The sequence below is a fragment of the Baekduia sp. Peel2402 genome, assembly GCF_052567285.1.
Genome location: NZ_CP199582.1, coordinates 771,105 through 785,365 on the forward strand (window position 1 = coordinate 771,105; position 14,261 = coordinate 785,365).

At 71.5% G+C, this 14,261-nt stretch carries 16 protein-coding genes; 4 read left to right on the forward strand and 12 right to left on the reverse strand.

The window, feature by feature from the left end; genetic code table 11:
* Positions 1 to 195: 195 nt before the first annotated feature.
* From gatB to ACT01A_RS03805, 7 genes are read right to left on the reverse strand one after another with little or no spacing between them, the layout of a single operon-like run.
* A complete protein-coding gene (gene gatB / locus ACT01A_RS03775) occupies positions 196 to 1,632 on the reverse strand; it encodes an Asp-tRNA(Asn)/Glu-tRNA(Gln) amidotransferase subunit GatB (RefSeq protein ID WP_445150910.1) in 1,437 nt (478 codons plus the stop codon).
* Positions 1,633 to 1,636: 4 nt separating this feature from the next.
* On the reverse strand, positions 1,637 to 3,067 hold the full coding sequence (gene gatA, locus ACT01A_RS03780) for an Asp-tRNA(Asn)/Glu-tRNA(Gln) amidotransferase subunit GatA (RefSeq protein WP_445150911.1): 1,431 nt from the start codon (positions 3,065 to 3,067) through the stop codon (positions 1,637 to 1,639).
* Positions 3,064 to 3,351: an Asp-tRNA(Asn)/Glu-tRNA(Gln) amidotransferase subunit GatC gene (gene gatC, locus ACT01A_RS03785; protein WP_445150912.1), complete on the reverse strand. Its 288-nt coding sequence runs from the start codon at positions 3,349 to 3,351 to the stop codon at positions 3,064 to 3,066. Before gatC ends, gatA begins: the two co-directional genes overlap by 4 nt.
* A complete protein-coding gene (locus tag ACT01A_RS03790) occupies positions 3,348 to 3,728 on the reverse strand; it encodes a hypothetical protein (protein WP_445150913.1) in 381 nt (126 codons plus the stop codon). The genes gatC and ACT01A_RS03790 overlap by 4 nt, the downstream gene beginning before the upstream one ends.
* Positions 3,725 to 4,240: a hypothetical protein gene (locus ACT01A_RS03795; protein ID WP_445150914.1), complete on the reverse strand. Its 516-nt coding sequence runs from the start codon at positions 4,238 to 4,240 to the stop codon at positions 3,725 to 3,727. Before ACT01A_RS03795 ends, ACT01A_RS03790 begins: the two co-directional genes overlap by 4 nt.
* The gene (gene folD, locus ACT01A_RS03800) at positions 4,237 to 5,103 is read right to left on the reverse strand and encodes a bifunctional methylenetetrahydrofolate dehydrogenase/methenyltetrahydrofolate cyclohydrolase FolD (protein WP_445150915.1); all 867 of its coding nucleotides are present in this window, start codon (positions 5,101 to 5,103) and stop codon (positions 4,237 to 4,239) included. Before folD ends, ACT01A_RS03795 begins: the two co-directional genes overlap by 4 nt.
* An 11-nt stretch (positions 5,104 to 5,114) precedes the next feature.
* Positions 5,115 to 7,355 carry an ATP-dependent helicase gene (locus ACT01A_RS03805; protein WP_445150916.1) on the reverse strand — a complete coding sequence of 747 codons (2,241 nt, stop codon included), beginning with the start codon at positions 7,353 to 7,355 and terminating at the stop codon, positions 5,115 to 5,117.
* 216 nt (positions 7,356 to 7,571) lie between these two features.
* On the opposite strand from ACT01A_RS03805, the gene ACT01A_RS03810 reads away from it, so the two are divergent.
* Together ACT01A_RS03810 and ACT01A_RS03815 are read left to right on the forward strand one after the other, a co-directional pair.
* Positions 7,572 to 8,090, forward strand: coding sequence for a CAP domain-containing protein (locus ACT01A_RS03810; protein WP_445150917.1), 519 nt, complete (start codon positions 7,572 to 7,574; stop codon positions 8,088 to 8,090).
* Between the two features lie 21 nt (positions 8,091 to 8,111).
* Positions 8,112 to 9,026: a queuosine salvage family protein gene (locus tag ACT01A_RS03815; protein ID WP_445150918.1), complete on the forward strand. Its 915-nt coding sequence runs from the start codon at positions 8,112 to 8,114 to the stop codon at positions 9,024 to 9,026.
* A gap of 10 nt (positions 9,027 to 9,036) precedes the next feature.
* Here the strand turns inward: ACT01A_RS03815 and cysE are convergent, their stop codons facing one another.
* Positions 9,037 to 9,771: a serine O-acetyltransferase gene (cysE, locus tag ACT01A_RS03820; RefSeq protein ID WP_445152793.1), complete on the reverse strand. Its 735-nt coding sequence runs from the start codon at positions 9,769 to 9,771 to the stop codon at positions 9,037 to 9,039.
* Positions 9,772 to 9,797: 26 nt separating this feature from the next.
* On the opposite strand from cysE, the gene ACT01A_RS03825 reads away from it, so the two are divergent.
* Positions 9,798 to 10,400, forward strand: coding sequence for an RBBP9/YdeN family alpha/beta hydrolase (locus ACT01A_RS03825; protein WP_445150919.1), 603 nt, complete (start codon positions 9,798 to 9,800; stop codon positions 10,398 to 10,400).
* 7 nt (positions 10,401 to 10,407) lie between these two features.
* Here ACT01A_RS03825 and cysK read toward each other — a convergent pair whose 3' ends face one another.
* From cysK to ACT01A_RS03840, 3 genes are all read right to left on the reverse strand, one after another.
* The gene (gene cysK, locus ACT01A_RS03830; protein ID WP_445150920.1) at positions 10,408 to 11,334 is read right to left on the reverse strand and encodes a cysteine synthase A; all 927 of its coding nucleotides are present in this window, start codon (positions 11,332 to 11,334) and stop codon (positions 10,408 to 10,410) included.
* A 46-nt stretch (positions 11,335 to 11,380) separates the two neighbouring features.
* Positions 11,381 to 11,593, reverse strand: coding sequence for a hypothetical protein (locus tag ACT01A_RS03835; protein WP_445150921.1), 213 nt, complete (start codon positions 11,591 to 11,593; stop codon positions 11,381 to 11,383).
* Between the two features lie 131 nt (positions 11,594 to 11,724).
* Positions 11,725 to 12,360, reverse strand: a complete 636-nt coding sequence (locus tag ACT01A_RS03840; protein WP_445150922.1) for a DUF1707 SHOCT-like domain-containing protein — start codon at positions 12,358 to 12,360, stop codon at positions 11,725 to 11,727.
* Between the two features lie 73 nt (positions 12,361 to 12,433).
* Between ACT01A_RS03840 and ACT01A_RS03845 the strand changes: the two genes are divergently transcribed.
* A complete protein-coding gene (locus ACT01A_RS03845; protein ID WP_445150923.1) occupies positions 12,434 to 13,591 on the forward strand; it encodes an MFS transporter in 1,158 nt (385 codons plus the stop codon).
* Here ACT01A_RS03845 and ACT01A_RS03850 read toward each other — a convergent pair.
* Entirely contained in the window at positions 13,581 to 14,249 is a 669-nt protein-coding gene (locus ACT01A_RS03850; RefSeq protein ID WP_445150924.1) for a hypothetical protein, read from the reverse strand. The two genes, ACT01A_RS03845 and ACT01A_RS03850, sit on opposite strands and share 11 nt — an antisense overlap.
* Positions 14,250 to 14,261: the final 12 nt, after the last annotated feature.

Sequence of the window (14,261 nt, forward strand, 5' to 3'; positions counted from 1 at the left end):
GCTCCATATAGAGGCACAAAACGACTTGGAGTCCAATTCGGGCCCGAACCCTCCCCCGCGCCCGACCCGACGCCCGCGGACGACCGAAGGCGGTCGCCACGCCACAGGCTCTCACTCCTTCGCCGCCCTCCGAACCACGCCCCGCGCCACCGCAAGCGCCCCGCGTTGAGCGCCACAAACGCGAGCGCCAGCGCCCTACAACCCCAACTGCTCCCGCACCAGCCGCGTGATCTCCTTGCCGTCCGCGCGGCCCTTCGTCTCCTTCATCACGAACCCGACGATCACGCCAATCGGCTTCATGTCCCCACCCCGCAGCTTCTCGGCGACGTCGGGGTTGGCGTCAAGGGCCGCCGTCACGATCGGCGCCAAAGAGTCCGCGCCGCCCACGGCGCCCAAGCCTTCGGCCTCCACGATCGCCACCGGATCACCGCCCTCGGCGACCAGACGATCAAGGACCTGTCGCGCGCCCGCGCCCGTGACCTCCTTGGCGCCGACCATCGACACCAACTTGGCCAGTGCGGCGGGAGCGACCTGGGAGTCGGCAGGATCGACGTCGGCGCCGAGGCGCGGCATCAGCTCGTTGGCGACCCAGTTCGCCAGCGGCTGGGGCTCCACCCCGTTGCCAGCGTGGGCCTCCTCGAAGTAGTCCCCCAACTCAGAACGGAACGCGAGCAGGTGCGCCGACTCCTCGTTCAACCCGTGCTCGCTCGCAAACCGCTCCGCCCGCGCCAGCGGCAGCTCGGGCAGCGCGGCGCGCGCACGGTCGAGCATCTCGCTCGAGATCGCGACCGGCGTCAGGTCCGGCTCCGGGAAGTAGCGGTAGTCGTGCGCCTCCTCCTTGGAGCGCAGCGACGTAATCGCCTCGGTCCGCGGGTCGAAGTGCAGCGTCTCCTGCTCGACCCGGCCGCCACCGCGCACGATCGCGGTCTGGCGTGCGACCTCGGCGCGGATGCCGCGCTCGATGTAGCGGAACGAGTTCATGTTCTTGAGCTCGGTCTTCGTCCCGAGCTCCGACGTGCCGACGGGGCGGATCGAGATGTTGGCGTCGCAGCGCAGCGAGCCCTCTTCCATGTTGACGTCGCTGACGCCGAGCGCCCGCAGCGTCGTGCGCAGCATCCGCAGCCACTCGGCGGCCACGGTCGCGTCGCGCAGGTCGGGCTCGGTGACGATCTCGGCCAGCGGTGTGCCGCAGCGGTTGAAGTCGACGATCGAGGCGTCGGAGGCATGGAGGCGCCCGGACGCGCCGATGTGCACCAACTTAGCCGCGTCCTCCTCCAGATGCACGCGGTGGATGCGCACGTCGCCGAGCTGCCCGCCGAGACACAGCGGCTCGTCGTACTGGGAGATCTGGTACGCCTTGGGCGAGTCGGGGTAGAAGTAGTTCTTGCGGTGGAAGATCGACCGCGGCGCCAGCTCAGAGCCCAGCGCCATCCCCATCATCAGACCGAAATGGATCGCCTCGGCGTTCGTAACAGGCAACGCGCCGGGCAGGCCAAGGCAGACCGGGCAGGTGTGCGTGTTGGGCGGCGCGCCGAACTCCAACGGGCAGCCGCAGAACATCTTGGTCTGCGTCTGGAGCTGGACGTGGATCTCCAGGCCGATGACGGTCTCGTACTCCGTGATCTCGCTCATCGTCCTAGTTCCTCCCGGCGGCGGCCGCGGCCGCGCCGTCGAAGCCGATCGCCTGCTCCAGCGCATAGGCGGCGCTCAGCACGCGGTTCTCGCTGAACGCCGGACCGGCGATCTGAAAGCCGACGGGCAAGTTGTCGCTCAACCCGTTGGGGATCGAGATCGCGGGCAGGCCCGCGAGCGAGATCGGCACGGTGAACAGGTCCTCCAAGTACATCGAGAGCGGATCGTCGCTCTTGGCGCCCAACTCCCAGGCGACCGACGGCGCGGTCGGCGTGACGATCAGGTCGACGCCTTCGAACGCGTTCTTGTAGTCCTCGGCGATCTTGGTGCGGACGCGCTGCGCCTTGCCGTAGTAGGCGTCGTAGTAGCCGGACGACAGCGCGTAGGTGCCGAGCATGATGCGCCGCTTGACCTCGTCGCCGAAGCCGTCGTGGCGCGTCTTGGTGTACATCTCCAGCAGCGTGCTGGCCTCGACGCGCTTGCCGTAGCGGACGCCGTCAAAGCGCGCGAGGTTCGACGAGGCCTCGGCCGGCGCGATCACGTAGTAGGCGGAGATGCCGTACTCCGTGTGTGGCAAGGACACGCGCTTGATCGTCGCGCCGAGCGACTCGGCGAGCTTCAGCGTCTCCTCAAAGCGCGCGAAGACGCCGGGCTCGATGCCCTCGCCGGTCAGCGCCTCGGGCACGCCGAGCGTGATCCCGTCGAGGCGGTCGCCGGACGGCAAGACGATCGCGTCGGGATGCGCGAGCGACGTCGAGTCCATCGGGTCGCTACCCGTCATGTAGGAGTACAACAGCGCGGCGTCGGTGACGTCGCGCGTCAGCGGCCCGGCCTGGTCCAGTGACGAGGCGAAGGCGATCATCCCGTAGCGGGAGACCGAGCCATATGTCGGCTTCAACCCCACGATGCCGGTCATCGCCGCGGGCTGGCGGACCGAGCCGCCGGTGTCGGTGCCCAACGCCCACGGCGCACTCCCGCCCGCGACCGCAGCGGCGCTGCCACCGGACGACCCGCCCGGAACGCGCGCGCGGTCCCACGGGTTCAGCGTCGGCCCGTAGCCGGAGTTCTCGTTCGACGAGCCCATCGCGAACTCGTCCTGGTTGGTCTTGGCCAGCAGCGGAGCGCCGGCGGCGGCGAGCTGCGCGACGACCGTCGCCGTGTAGGGCGGCAGGTAGCCCTCGAGGATCTTCGAGCCCGACTGCGACGGCACGCCCTCGGTGCAGAAGAGGTCCTTGACGGCCAGCGGGACGCCGGCCAGCGGCGTGCCGGCGATGCCGTCGGCGACCGGCGCCGCCTCGGAGACCCAGGTGTAGGCGTTGAGCTCGTCGGCGTCGGCGCGGGCGCGGTAGGCCTCGAACAGCTCGGTCGGGTCGAGGTCGCCAGCGGTGACGGCGTCAGCAGCCTGCTTGGCGGTGAGCGACGTGATCTCGGTCATGACGCTTGCGGGCTCGGGACGAGGAAGCCGCCGTCCTGCACGGCCGGCGCCTGCGACAGCGCGACGTCGCGCGGCAGGCACTCCTTCGGCACGTCCGGCCGCAGCGCGTTGGCGACCTCCACGACGTGGCTGGTCGGCGGGACGCCGTCCAGATCCAGCTCGCCGATCTTCTCGATGTGGCCGAGGACCGACGACAGCTCGGTCGCCATCCTCCCCACCTCGTCGTCGGACAGCTCCAGCCTCGAAAGGCGGGCGACGTGCAGTACCTGCTCGCGGTCGATCATCCGACAGGCGATTCTAGGTGAGACGCCCGCCAGGCCCATGTCGCGCTGACCAGCAGGTCCGCGGCGAGCGCGATCCCCGCGTAGGCGGGCCAGCGCAGAGCGACCGCGTCGTCGAGCGTGAGCAGGTCGGTGAGCAGGATCGCGAGGGCGATCGTGCAGACCGCGACGGCGACGATGCCGCGCCCGGCGACGGTCGCGATCGCCGCGACGACGAGGAACGCGACCGAGAACGGCGAGAGGCCGGTCCAGCCCGAGATCCGCCCGTCGTCGGTGCCGACGATGAGCACGCCGCGCGCCGGCGCGAACCAGTCCAGCGACAGGACCACGACGAGGGCGATCCCGGAGACGGCGGCCGACGCGCGGGCCGCGCGCCTCACGTGCCGGGAACCGAGCGCGGTGGTGGCGGCGTGTATGCCCGCGCCTCGGCCGACGCGGTGCGCTCGTCGCGGATCGAGAGGAAGGCGCCGAGCGGGATCAGGAACGCGGCCACGAGGCCGAAGTAGGCCGGCGCCTGCAAGGTGAAGTTTTCGTCTACGCCCGGCTGGGCGATCGTCACGCGGACGAGCAGGATCAGGAAGATCAGGCTGCCGACAATCCACGTCAACACGCCCGCGCCGACCGGCCAGGCCGGGGACGCGCGCTTGACCGTCATGTAGGACAACGCGAGGCCGCCGAAGATCAGCACGCCGACCAAGGTGTCCATGAACCAGCCGAGCGTCCCCCAGCCGGAGAGTGAGCCCGCCCACACCACCGTCACGAGGTTCTTGATGCCGCCGCCGCTGACGGGCTCCGCGACCGGCGTGAACGCGTACCAGTCGAAGAACATCAACACGAGCAGCGCGACCGCGCCCGCCGCCGCCACCCACTCCCCCACGCGCATGCGGTTCACGCCAGCGCCTCCTCGCGCGCGACCAGCTCGGCGGCGGTCAGCGTGTTGCGCAGCAGCATCGCGATCGTCATCGGGCCGACGCCGCCCGGGACCGGGGTGATCGCGGCCGCGACCTCGCTGACCGCGTCGAAGTCGACGTCGCCGTGCAGGCCGTCGTCGCTGCGGTTGATCCCGACGTCGATGACGACCGCGCCCGGCTTGACCCAGTCGGCCTTCACCATGCGGTCGCGGCCCACCGCCGCCACGAGGACGTCGGCGGACGCGGCGACCGCCGGCAGGTCGGCGGTGCGCGAGTGCGCGATCGTCACGGTCGCGTTGGCGGCCAGCAGCAGTTGGGCCATCGGCTTGCCGAAGAGGTTGGAGCGGCCGATCACGACCGCGTGCTTGCCGGTCAGGTCGACGCCGGCCTCGGCCAGCAGCCGCATGCAGCCGGCGGGCGTGCACGGGCGCAGCCCCTCGCGGCCGAGCGCGAGGTAGCCCGCGCTCAAAGGCGTGAGCCCGTCGACGTCCTTGCGCGCGTCGATCAGGCCGGTCAGGTGAACGCCGTCGAGGTGGTCGGGCACCGGCAGCTGGCAGAGGATGCCGCTGACGGCGTCGTCGGCGTTGAGCTGCTCGATCAGCGCCTCGACCTCCTCGGTCGTCGCCGTCGCGGGCAGCTCGTGGTGGAAGGACTCGATCCCGACCTCGCCGGCGGTGCGCCGCTTGTTGGCGACGTAGACCGCGGACGCCGGGTCGTCGCCGACCAAGATGGTGGCCAACCCAGGTTTGCGGCCGGTCCGCGCGGTGAACGCCTCGACGTCCCGGGCCACCTCCTCCCGGACCTTCGCCGCGATCGCCTTGCCGTCGATGATCTCCGCGCTCACGTCCCCGGACGCTACCGCTTCTCGAGCGGCGCGTATTCGGCCATCAGCTTGCGCTCGCTGCCGTCGCGCGCGAAGCGGATCGTGACGACCCCGCCGGGCTCGGTGCCGGTGACCACGCCCTCGCCGAACGCGGCGTGCAGGACGTCGTCGCCGACGCGGAAGCCGGGTGAGGAGGACGATGACCCGCCGCCGCCCATCGAGTCCCAGCCCGCCATGCCGCGCGGCCGGATGCCTTGGCGTGACGCCGCGCTGCCGGCAGCCGCCGCGGCCCAGCCGCCGCTCGCGCCGCTGGCGCTCTCGCGGTCCACCAGCTCGGGCGGGATCTCGCCGAGGAAGCGCGACGGAAGCCCGTAGGCGCGCGACCCGAACACGTTGCGCTGCCGCGCGTGGGTGAGCGTCAGCGAGCGCATCGCCCGCGTCATCCCGACGTAGCAGAGGCGGCGCTCCTCCTCGAGCGTGCCCTCGTCCAGCGAGCGCGAGTGCGGGAAGACGCCCTCCTCCATCCCGATCATGAACACGATCGGGTACTCCAGGCCCTTGGCGTTGTGCAAGGTCATCAACGTGACCATGCCCGTGTCGTCGTCGAGCTTGTCGGTGTCGGAGCGCAGCGCGGTCTCTTGCAGGAAGACGTCGAGGCGGTCCTGCTCCTGCGGGTGCGAGGCGTCGAACTCGTGCGCGACCTCGACGAGCTGCTCGAGGTTCTCGATCCGCCCTTGGGCCTCGATCGTCCGCTCGGCTTGCAACGCGTCGAGGTAGCCGGACTCGTGCAGCACGGCCTCCAGCAGGTCGCCCATCGGGACCTTCTGCGCGACCCGCTCCTGCAAGGACTTCATGACGTCCATGAAGCGCCCGATCGACCGCACGGCCGCGGTGCCCAGGCCCGGCACGCCCTCGGGATCCAGCGCAGCGTCCCAGGTCGAGATCCCCATCGTCTCGGCGTGAGCCAGCACGCGCGAGAGCGACGTCTGCCCGATCCCGCGCTTGGGCGAGTTGGCGATCCGCGTGAACGAGATCGCGTCGGCCGGGTTGGCCAGCAGCGTCAGGTAGGACAGCGCGTCCTTGATCTCGGAGCGCTCGTAGAACTTCGTGCCGCCGATGATCTGGAACGGGAGGTCGGCGCGCGTCAGCTGGTCCTGCAGGACGCGCGACTGCGCGTTGGTCCGGTAGAGCACCGCGATCTCGGCCAGCGAGACGCCCTCGTCGCGCAGGCGCTGGACCTCGCCGAGCACGTAGCGGCCCTCGGCGTGCTCGTCCTCCAGCTCGCGCACGATGACCTGGTCGCCCGCGCCCTGGTCGGTCCAGAGCTCCTTCTCCATCTGGTCGCGGTTGTTGCGGATGACCGCGTTGGAGGCGTCCAGGATCGTCTGCGTGGAGCGGTAGTTCTGCTCCAACTTGATGACGTGCGCGTCCGGGAAGTCGTCCTGGAAGTCCAGGATGTTGCGGATGTCGGCGCCGCGGAAGGAGTACACCGACTGCGCGTCGTCGCCGACGACCGCGAGGTTGCGGTGCGCGCCGGCGATCAGCTGCAACAGGCGGTACTGCGCGTGGTTGGTGTCCTGGTACTCGTCGACCAGCACGTGCCGGAAGGCGTTGGAGAACCGCTCGCGCACCTCCGGGAACAGCTCCAGGACGTTGACCATGCGGAACAGCAGGTCGTCGAAGTCCATGGCGTTCATCCGGACGAGCTCGGTCTCGTACAGCTTGTAGGCCTCGCTCACCGTGCGCTCGTAGTGCGAGTCCACCATCTGCGCGTACTGCTCGGCTGAGCGCAGCTTGTTCTTGGCGTCGGAGATCTGGTGGGCGACCGCGTTGGGCGTGAAGCGCTTGGGGTCGGCGTCGATCTGGTCCAGGCAGCGCTTGACGAGGCGGCGCGCGTCAGACGCGTCGTAGATCGTGAACGTGCGCGTGTAGCCCAGCTTCGGCGCCTCGCCCCGCAGCATCCGCGCGCACGCGCTGTGGAACGTCATCACCCACATGGCGCGCGTGGAGTGCCCGAGCAGCAGCCCGACGCGCTCGCGCATCTCGGCGGCGGCCTTGTTGGTGAACGTGATCGCCAGGATCTCGTTGGCGCGGGCGCGCCGGGTGTGGACGAGGTAGGCGATGCGGTGCGTGAGCACGCGCGTCTTGCCGGAGCCCGCGCCCGCGAGGATGAGCAGCGGGCCGTCGGCGGCCATGACGGCCTCGCGCTGCGGCCCGTTGAGGCCTTCGAGGAGGTCGGCGACGCGCTGGTCGGCGGGGGCTTCGGACGGCACCCCTCCAGGATAGGCACGGTCGCGGCGGTGCCAGACGGCAGGAAGTGCACAGGTTGGGGTGGGTGAGCCAGCGCAGTTGCCGATGGACCTGTCTGTTGTTCGATGACTTGCGTCACAAACCCGCCCGTGCGGGGGACTTTCGACGGCGCGGCCGCCACGTATTCGTGCGGCCGTGGACAATTTTGGACGCGAGTTCTGCTGGCGCAGGCTCTAGTCTTGTGCGCGGCGGCCGCCGCCTTCTCATCCCCGGCGGCGGCCGCCAAACCTAAGTGCGCCCATGCCAGCGCGACGCCGTCGCACCTGACGGCGACCGCTGCGGCGCACACACTGCAGTGCCTGATCAACGGCGTCCGGCGCCAGCACGGGCTGCGCTCGGTGCGGGCCAACGGGCGGCTCGGGCTCGCGGCGCGACGCCACGCGCAGGACATGGCCAACCGCGACTTCTTCTCGCACGTCTCACCGGGCGGGGCGACGGTCGAGTCGCGCATCAAGCACGCGGGCTACCTAGGCGGCGTGCACGAGTGGTGGCTGGGCGAGGCGCTGGCCTGGGGCCAGTCGGGCGCGGGCGCGCCGCGGGCGATCCTGAAGGGGCTGCTGAACTCGCCGCCGCATCGGGCGATCCTGCTGAGCCGGTCGTTCCGGGACGTCGGCGTGGGCGTGGCGAAGGGCGCGCCGAACGGAAGCGGGCACAGCGCGTTGACGGTGGCGCTGGACTTCGGGCGCGTGAAGCGCTGAGGGACTAGCCTGCGCGGTCCTGTGGGCCGCCTGACCGACCACATCCGCGCGTCGTGCGCGCAGATCGCCGCCGATGCGCAGTCGGTGAGGATCGATCATGCGCGCCTCGACGCGTTCGTCGAAGACGGCCCACCCACCCGCGCGGTTACCGATCCGGGTCTGGATCCCGTGCGCCACTACCTGGAGGGCCCGCCGGAGGACGTCGCGCTCTACACGCTGGCGCTCGACACCATCAACTTCGGCAGCGGCTGGTTTCCGACGCTGCACAAGCGCGTCGACCCGGCGTCGGGCCGGACGGTGTCCGGCTACTTCACGGTCGCCTGGAACCTCGCCGACCACTTCCGGATCGACCGCCCCTGGACCGCCGCCGATCTGCGCGAGATGCGCACCGACCACCTGGCCGCGGTGCTCGGGCAGTCGGCCGACCACGAGCTGATGAGCCTCTACGCGCAGGCGCTGCGCGAGCTCGGACGGGTGCTCGGAGCGTCGTCGGCCTTGGACTACGTGGCGCGGGCGAACGGTTCGGCGGAGGCGTTGGCCACCATGTTGGCCTCGTCGTTGGCCTTCTACGACGACCGCGGTTTCTACAAGCGCGCGCAGATCGTTGGCAATGACCTCGCCTTGGCCGGCGTCGCCGGGTTCAGCGATCTCGACGAGCTGACGATCTTCGCCGACAACCTGGTCCCTCACGTCCTGCGCTGCGACGGGATCCTGCGTTACGACGACGCGCTCGCCGCGCGGATCGACGCCGAGCAGCTCCTGCCCGCTGGCCGCCAGGAGCGCGAGATCCGCGCCTGCGCGCTGCACGCCTGCGAGCTGCTGTCGGCCCGCCTGGAGGTTCCGGCGCGCGTGCTCGACATGTGGCTATGGACGCGCGGGCAGTCGCCGGAGATCAAGGCGCGCCCGCGCCACCGCTGCCGGACGGTCTACTACTAGGACTTCCGCGCTACCCGCCGGCGGGGTTGCGCCCGCGCACCGGGCGCAGCCGGCGCACCTGCGCCGGCGGCTCTTCGCCGTTGAGCGCGGCCAGGCGGCCTTCGAGCTCGTTGATGCGACCCGACAGCTCGCGGATCGCGTCGGCGACCGGGTCGGGCAGGTGGATCCAGTCGGCGTCGGGGCCCTCGGGGCGCTTGCCGTCGACGCGGACGACGTGGCCGGGATTGCCGACCACGGTCGAGTTCGGCGGGACATCGGTGATGACCACCGAGTTGGCGCCGACCTTCGCGCCGTGGCCGACCTCGATCGGGCCGAGCAGCTTGGCGCCGGAGCCGACCGTGACGTTGTCGCCGACCGTCGGGTGGCGTTTGCCGGTCGCAAAGCCTGTGCCGCCGAGCGTGACGCCCTGATAGAGCGTGACGTCGTCGCCGATGTCAGCGGTCTCGCCGATCACGACGCCCATGCCGTGGTCGATGAAGAGGCCGTCGCCGACGTTGGCGGCCGGGTGGATCTCCACGCCGGTAACCATCCGCGAGACGTAGGCGATCGTGCGCGGCACCAGCGGCACGTTGGCGTCATGCAGCGCGTGCGCGACGCGGTGGGCGAGCACGGCCTGGACGCCCGGCCACGCCGTCAGCACCTCGAGCGAGGACACGCCGCGCGCCGCCGGATCGCGCTCGTGCGCGGCGGCGATGTCGAGGCGCAGCTCGCGGGTGACGCGGCGAAGGGTGCCGAGGCCGAGCATCATCTGCTCGCTACGGTACTAGCCCAATGCCCGCTCGGAGAACCCTCATCTTGCATGGTTGGCAGGGGTCCGGTCCCGAGCACTGGCAGACCTGGCTGGCCGGACGGCTGGAGTCCGCGGGCGTCCACGTGCAGTACCCGATGCTGCCGGAGTGCGACGTGCCGTGCCCGGACCGCTGGGGCGCGGCGCTGCACCGCGAGCTGCGCGCGCTGGCCAAGGGCGACGGCGAGCGGATCGTGATTGCCCACTCACTGGGCTGCGTGCTGTGGCTGCGCGAGGCCGCCGCGGTGTCCGAGCGCTTGCGCGTGGATCGCGTCGCGCTGGTCGCGCCGCCGTGCCCGGGCGCCAAGGTGCCCGAGCTGGCGCGCTTCTACCCCACCGGCGCCGACAAGGCCGCGATCGACGCGGCGAGCAAGCACACCAGGTTGGTCTGCTCCGACGACGACCCCTATTGCCCGGGCCGCGGCGCGGCGCAGCACTGGGGCGGCCCGCTGGAGTGCGAGATCGACTTGCTGCCCGGCGCGGGCCACCTGAACGTCGAGGCCGGCTACGGGCCGTGGCCGGAGATGGAGGCGTGGGCGCTCGGCGAGGCGTCGACGCTGCGCGCCGCCGCACCCGCCCCGGTCTGAGCGCGGCTCAGTCCGGCGCGAAGAACGGCGCGCTGACGTAGCGCTCGCCGCTGTCGGGCAGGATCGCGACGATCCGCTTGCCCTTGTTCTCGGGGCGCTTGCCGACCTCGATGGCGCCCCACAGCGCGGCACCGCAGGAGATGCCGGCCAGGATGCCCTCGCGGGCGGCGCAGCGGTGGGCGGTCGCGATCGCATCGTCGTCAGAGACCGGCAGGACCTCGTCGATGACCTCGCGGTTGAGGACCGCCGGGACGAAGCCCGCGCCGATGCCCTGGATGCGGTGCGGGCCGGGCCCCTTGCCGCTCAGGACGGCCGACGACGCCGGCTCGACCGCGATGACCTGCGCCTTCGGATTGACCGACTTGATGGTCTCGCCGACGCCGGTGATCGTGCCGCCGGTGCCGACGCCCGCGACGAAGATGTCGACCTTGTTCTCCAAGGCCTTCAAGATCTCGGGGCCGGTCCCGAGCCGGTGCGCCTCGGGGTTGGCGGGGTTGGAGAACTGGTCGGGCAGGAAGGCGTCGCCGGTCGCGGAGGCAGAGCGCGCGGCCTTGACCGCCTCGTCCATCCCGCCCAGCGACTCGACGATCTCCACGCGCGCGCCGTAGAGCTTCAACAACGCCTCGCGCTCGCGCGACATGCCCTGCGGCAGGAAGATCACGAGCTCGTAGCCCTTGGCCGCGCAGACGAACGCGAGCGCGATCCCGGTGTTGCCCGACGTCGCCTCGACGATCGTCGTCTTGCCCGGCTCGATCCGCCCCTCGGCTTCGGCCGCGGCGATCATCGCGATCCCGATCCGGTCCTTGACCGACCCGCCCGGGTTGTAGGCCTCCAACTTGCCGTAGAGCTCGACGCCCTCTGGCTCCAGCCGCGTGAGTCGGACCATCGGCGTGTTGCCGATGTGATCGGAGATGTTCGTCGGGATTGCGGCCATTCCCGACCGACATTAGCGGGCGCGCGGGACGCGCCGCGCGTTTGTCCTAGGACGCGGGCGTCGGCGCGGAGCTGCCGCCGGGCCGCTCGCGATGGAGCTTTGTGAAGCGCTTGGCAGCCTGGCGCGTGGCGCGGTCGCCCGCCGAACGGGCGATGCCGGGCTTCGCCGACCGGACGCGGAGTGCGTCGGCCTGCATCTCGCGCATGGCGCGCGAATAGCGGCGGATGAGATCGAGCTGCGCGGGACCGGGATCGCTCATGTGGGGTTCCTCCAACTTGGACCAACCGTACCCCGGCCATCAGCCCGCGTCTACAGCGATTGCGCCAAACCGGACGAAGTTGGGACGGATGGTCCAAGTGGTTCGGACGGGCTGGCGGACGAGCGGTCCAGCTAGTGATCGAGGTGGCGCTCGTCGCGCTGGCGGCGCTTGAGCTCGCGGCGCTCATCGCGCGTCAGCCGGCGGCCGCGCTTGACGTTCGCCCCGCCCATCAGCGAGAACAGCTTCACGTGCAGGACCGGGCCGCCGGGCACGGGGCGCTCGCTTCCGAGGCGGACGTCGTTGCCGCCCATGAACGCGAACTCGCTGACGCGGACGTCAAGGCCATCAGGCACGTAGATGTCCGCGCCGCCCATGACCGAGAACACGCGGATCGTCGTCTCGCGCGCGCTCAACTCGGCGTCGTTGAGGTCGAGGTCGCTGCCGCCCATGATGTTGACGTTGGTCAGCGACTCGCCGATCCGCCAATGGCCGCGCCGATCGTGGCCGCCCATGATCGAGATCAGCCAGCGCCGGCCGCCCTCCCCCGGTCTGACCGGCAGCGTCGGACCTACCGCGGCGTGAGCCGTCGCGGGCAGGTCGGCGGTCAGCTCCGCCAGCTCGCCGTGGGTCCGCGCCGTGAACGCGCGATCGATCCGCTCGTCCAGCTCATCGACGGTCAACCGCCCCTCGCCCGCAGCGTGCCGCAGTACGTCGGCGACCTGCTCGCGGTCGGCATCAGAGGCACGCAGGTCCGGCGTCTCGGCCATGGCCGGGACCCTAGCGATCGCCCGCGTCGCAGCCCGCCCGCGCGCCCTCCGTTTTACGTATTGTGCGATCGCGATGAGCGATCTGCGCGCCTTGGTCGGGCGCCCGTTCGCCCTGCGGATGCTGCTGAGCGCGCTCGTGGGACGGCTTCCCGAGGCGATGGTCCCGCTGGCGCTGCTGCTGCTGGCCCGCCACGAGCACGGGTCCTATGCTATGGCCGGCGTCCTGGCGGGCTGCTTCGCGATCGGTGCCGCCGCTGGCGGGCCGGCGCTGGGCCGGGTGATCGACCGGCTCGGCCAGCCGCGCGTGCTGATCGCCTCCGCGGTCCTGCGGTCGGTCGCGCTAGCCGCGATCGTCGCGCTCGCGCCCGTGTCCCTCGCCGCCACCTGCGTGCTCGCGATCCCCGCGGGTGCCTTGACCCCACCGCTGGAGCCCGCGCTGCGCGCGCTATGGCCGGACCTCGCGGCCGACGACGAGCACGCGCTGGCCGCCGCCTACGAGCTGGACGCCGGAGCGCAGGAGCTGATCTTCGTCACCGGGCCGTTGTTGGTGGCCTTGGCGCTGGCGCTCGACAGCCCGGCGGGTGCGGTCCACCTCGCCTCGGCGATCGGCCTGCTCGGGACGCTGGCCTTCGCGCTCGCCCCGCCGGCGCGCGGGTGGACGGCGGCACCGCACGAAGCGCACTGGACCGCCGCCGTCCGCGCGCAGCAGGTCCCGATCCTGCTGGCGGTCGGCATGCTGGCGGGCGCGGCGACCGGCGCGGTCAACGTCACCGTGACCGCCTTCGCCGAGCGCGCGCTGGGCGACCGCGACCTCGCGGGCTGGCTGCTGGCCGCCTGGGCGGTCGGCGCGATGGCCGGCGGGCTCACCGCCGCGGCACGGCGCTGGACGCTGCCGCCCGAGAAGCGCCTGACGTGGTTGTTGGTGGCCTTCGGAATCGCGTTCGCACCCGCGCTGGTCGCGACGACCACGGTGACGATGGCGCTCGCGCTGGCGGTGCCCGGCGCGTTCCTAGCCCCCACGCTCGCCGCGATCTTCGTCCTCACCGGCCTGCGCGCGCTGCCGGGCGCGGTGACCGAGACGTTCGCATGGCTGACGTCCTCGTTCTTGGTGGGGTCGGCGGCCGGCAGCGCGTTGGCGGGCGCGATCGGCGGCGACGGGCCGCCCGGCTTCGCGCTGGCCGCGGCGATCGTGCTGATCGCCGCGGCCATGTGGGGCGCGCTCAGCAGATGACCGCGAGGTGGAACGCGCGGTCGATCGCGTTGCCGGCGCTGTCGCGCGTCTTGACCTCGACGGAGGCCAGGGAGTTCGCGTTGACGCGCTCGACGCTGATCTCGCCCGTGAGCGAGCCGTCGATCCCGGCGGCGCCGATCGACGCGAGGTAGGCGCAGCCGCTGATGTCGCGGTCGGTCTTGACGACGTAGAGGCCGGCCGAGCCGCGAGAGACGTTGACGATGTGGTTGCTGCGGTCCAGCACGCCGTTCTCGCGGACGACCGCGAACGGCGGCGACGGCGTGACGCCGTCCTTGCCCGCGGGGCCAACGGGGCCCGCCGCACCGGTGGCACCGGTGGCGCCGGTCGCGCCCGTGGCACCGGTCGGCAGCTGGCCGCGGCCGAAGTCGATGGCCTTCAGCGACCCGTCCTTCACCTTAGCCGACGTAACGGCTGAAGCGCGCAGCTGGGTGGCACCGACAGAGTTCTTGGGGAGCGTGACGGCCGCGTAGGCGCCGGCGCTCAAGGCCACGAACAACGCGACCAAAGCCACGGCCATGGACGGGGAGAAGTACTTGTTGGAGGTCATGCCGACCAGTGTGAGGCGCCGCGGCACCCGCGCCGGTGCGGCGGGCAGGCGGACGATCTGGCGGAGGACCGACGGGCTGCCGCCGGGCAACCCCCGTGAGGC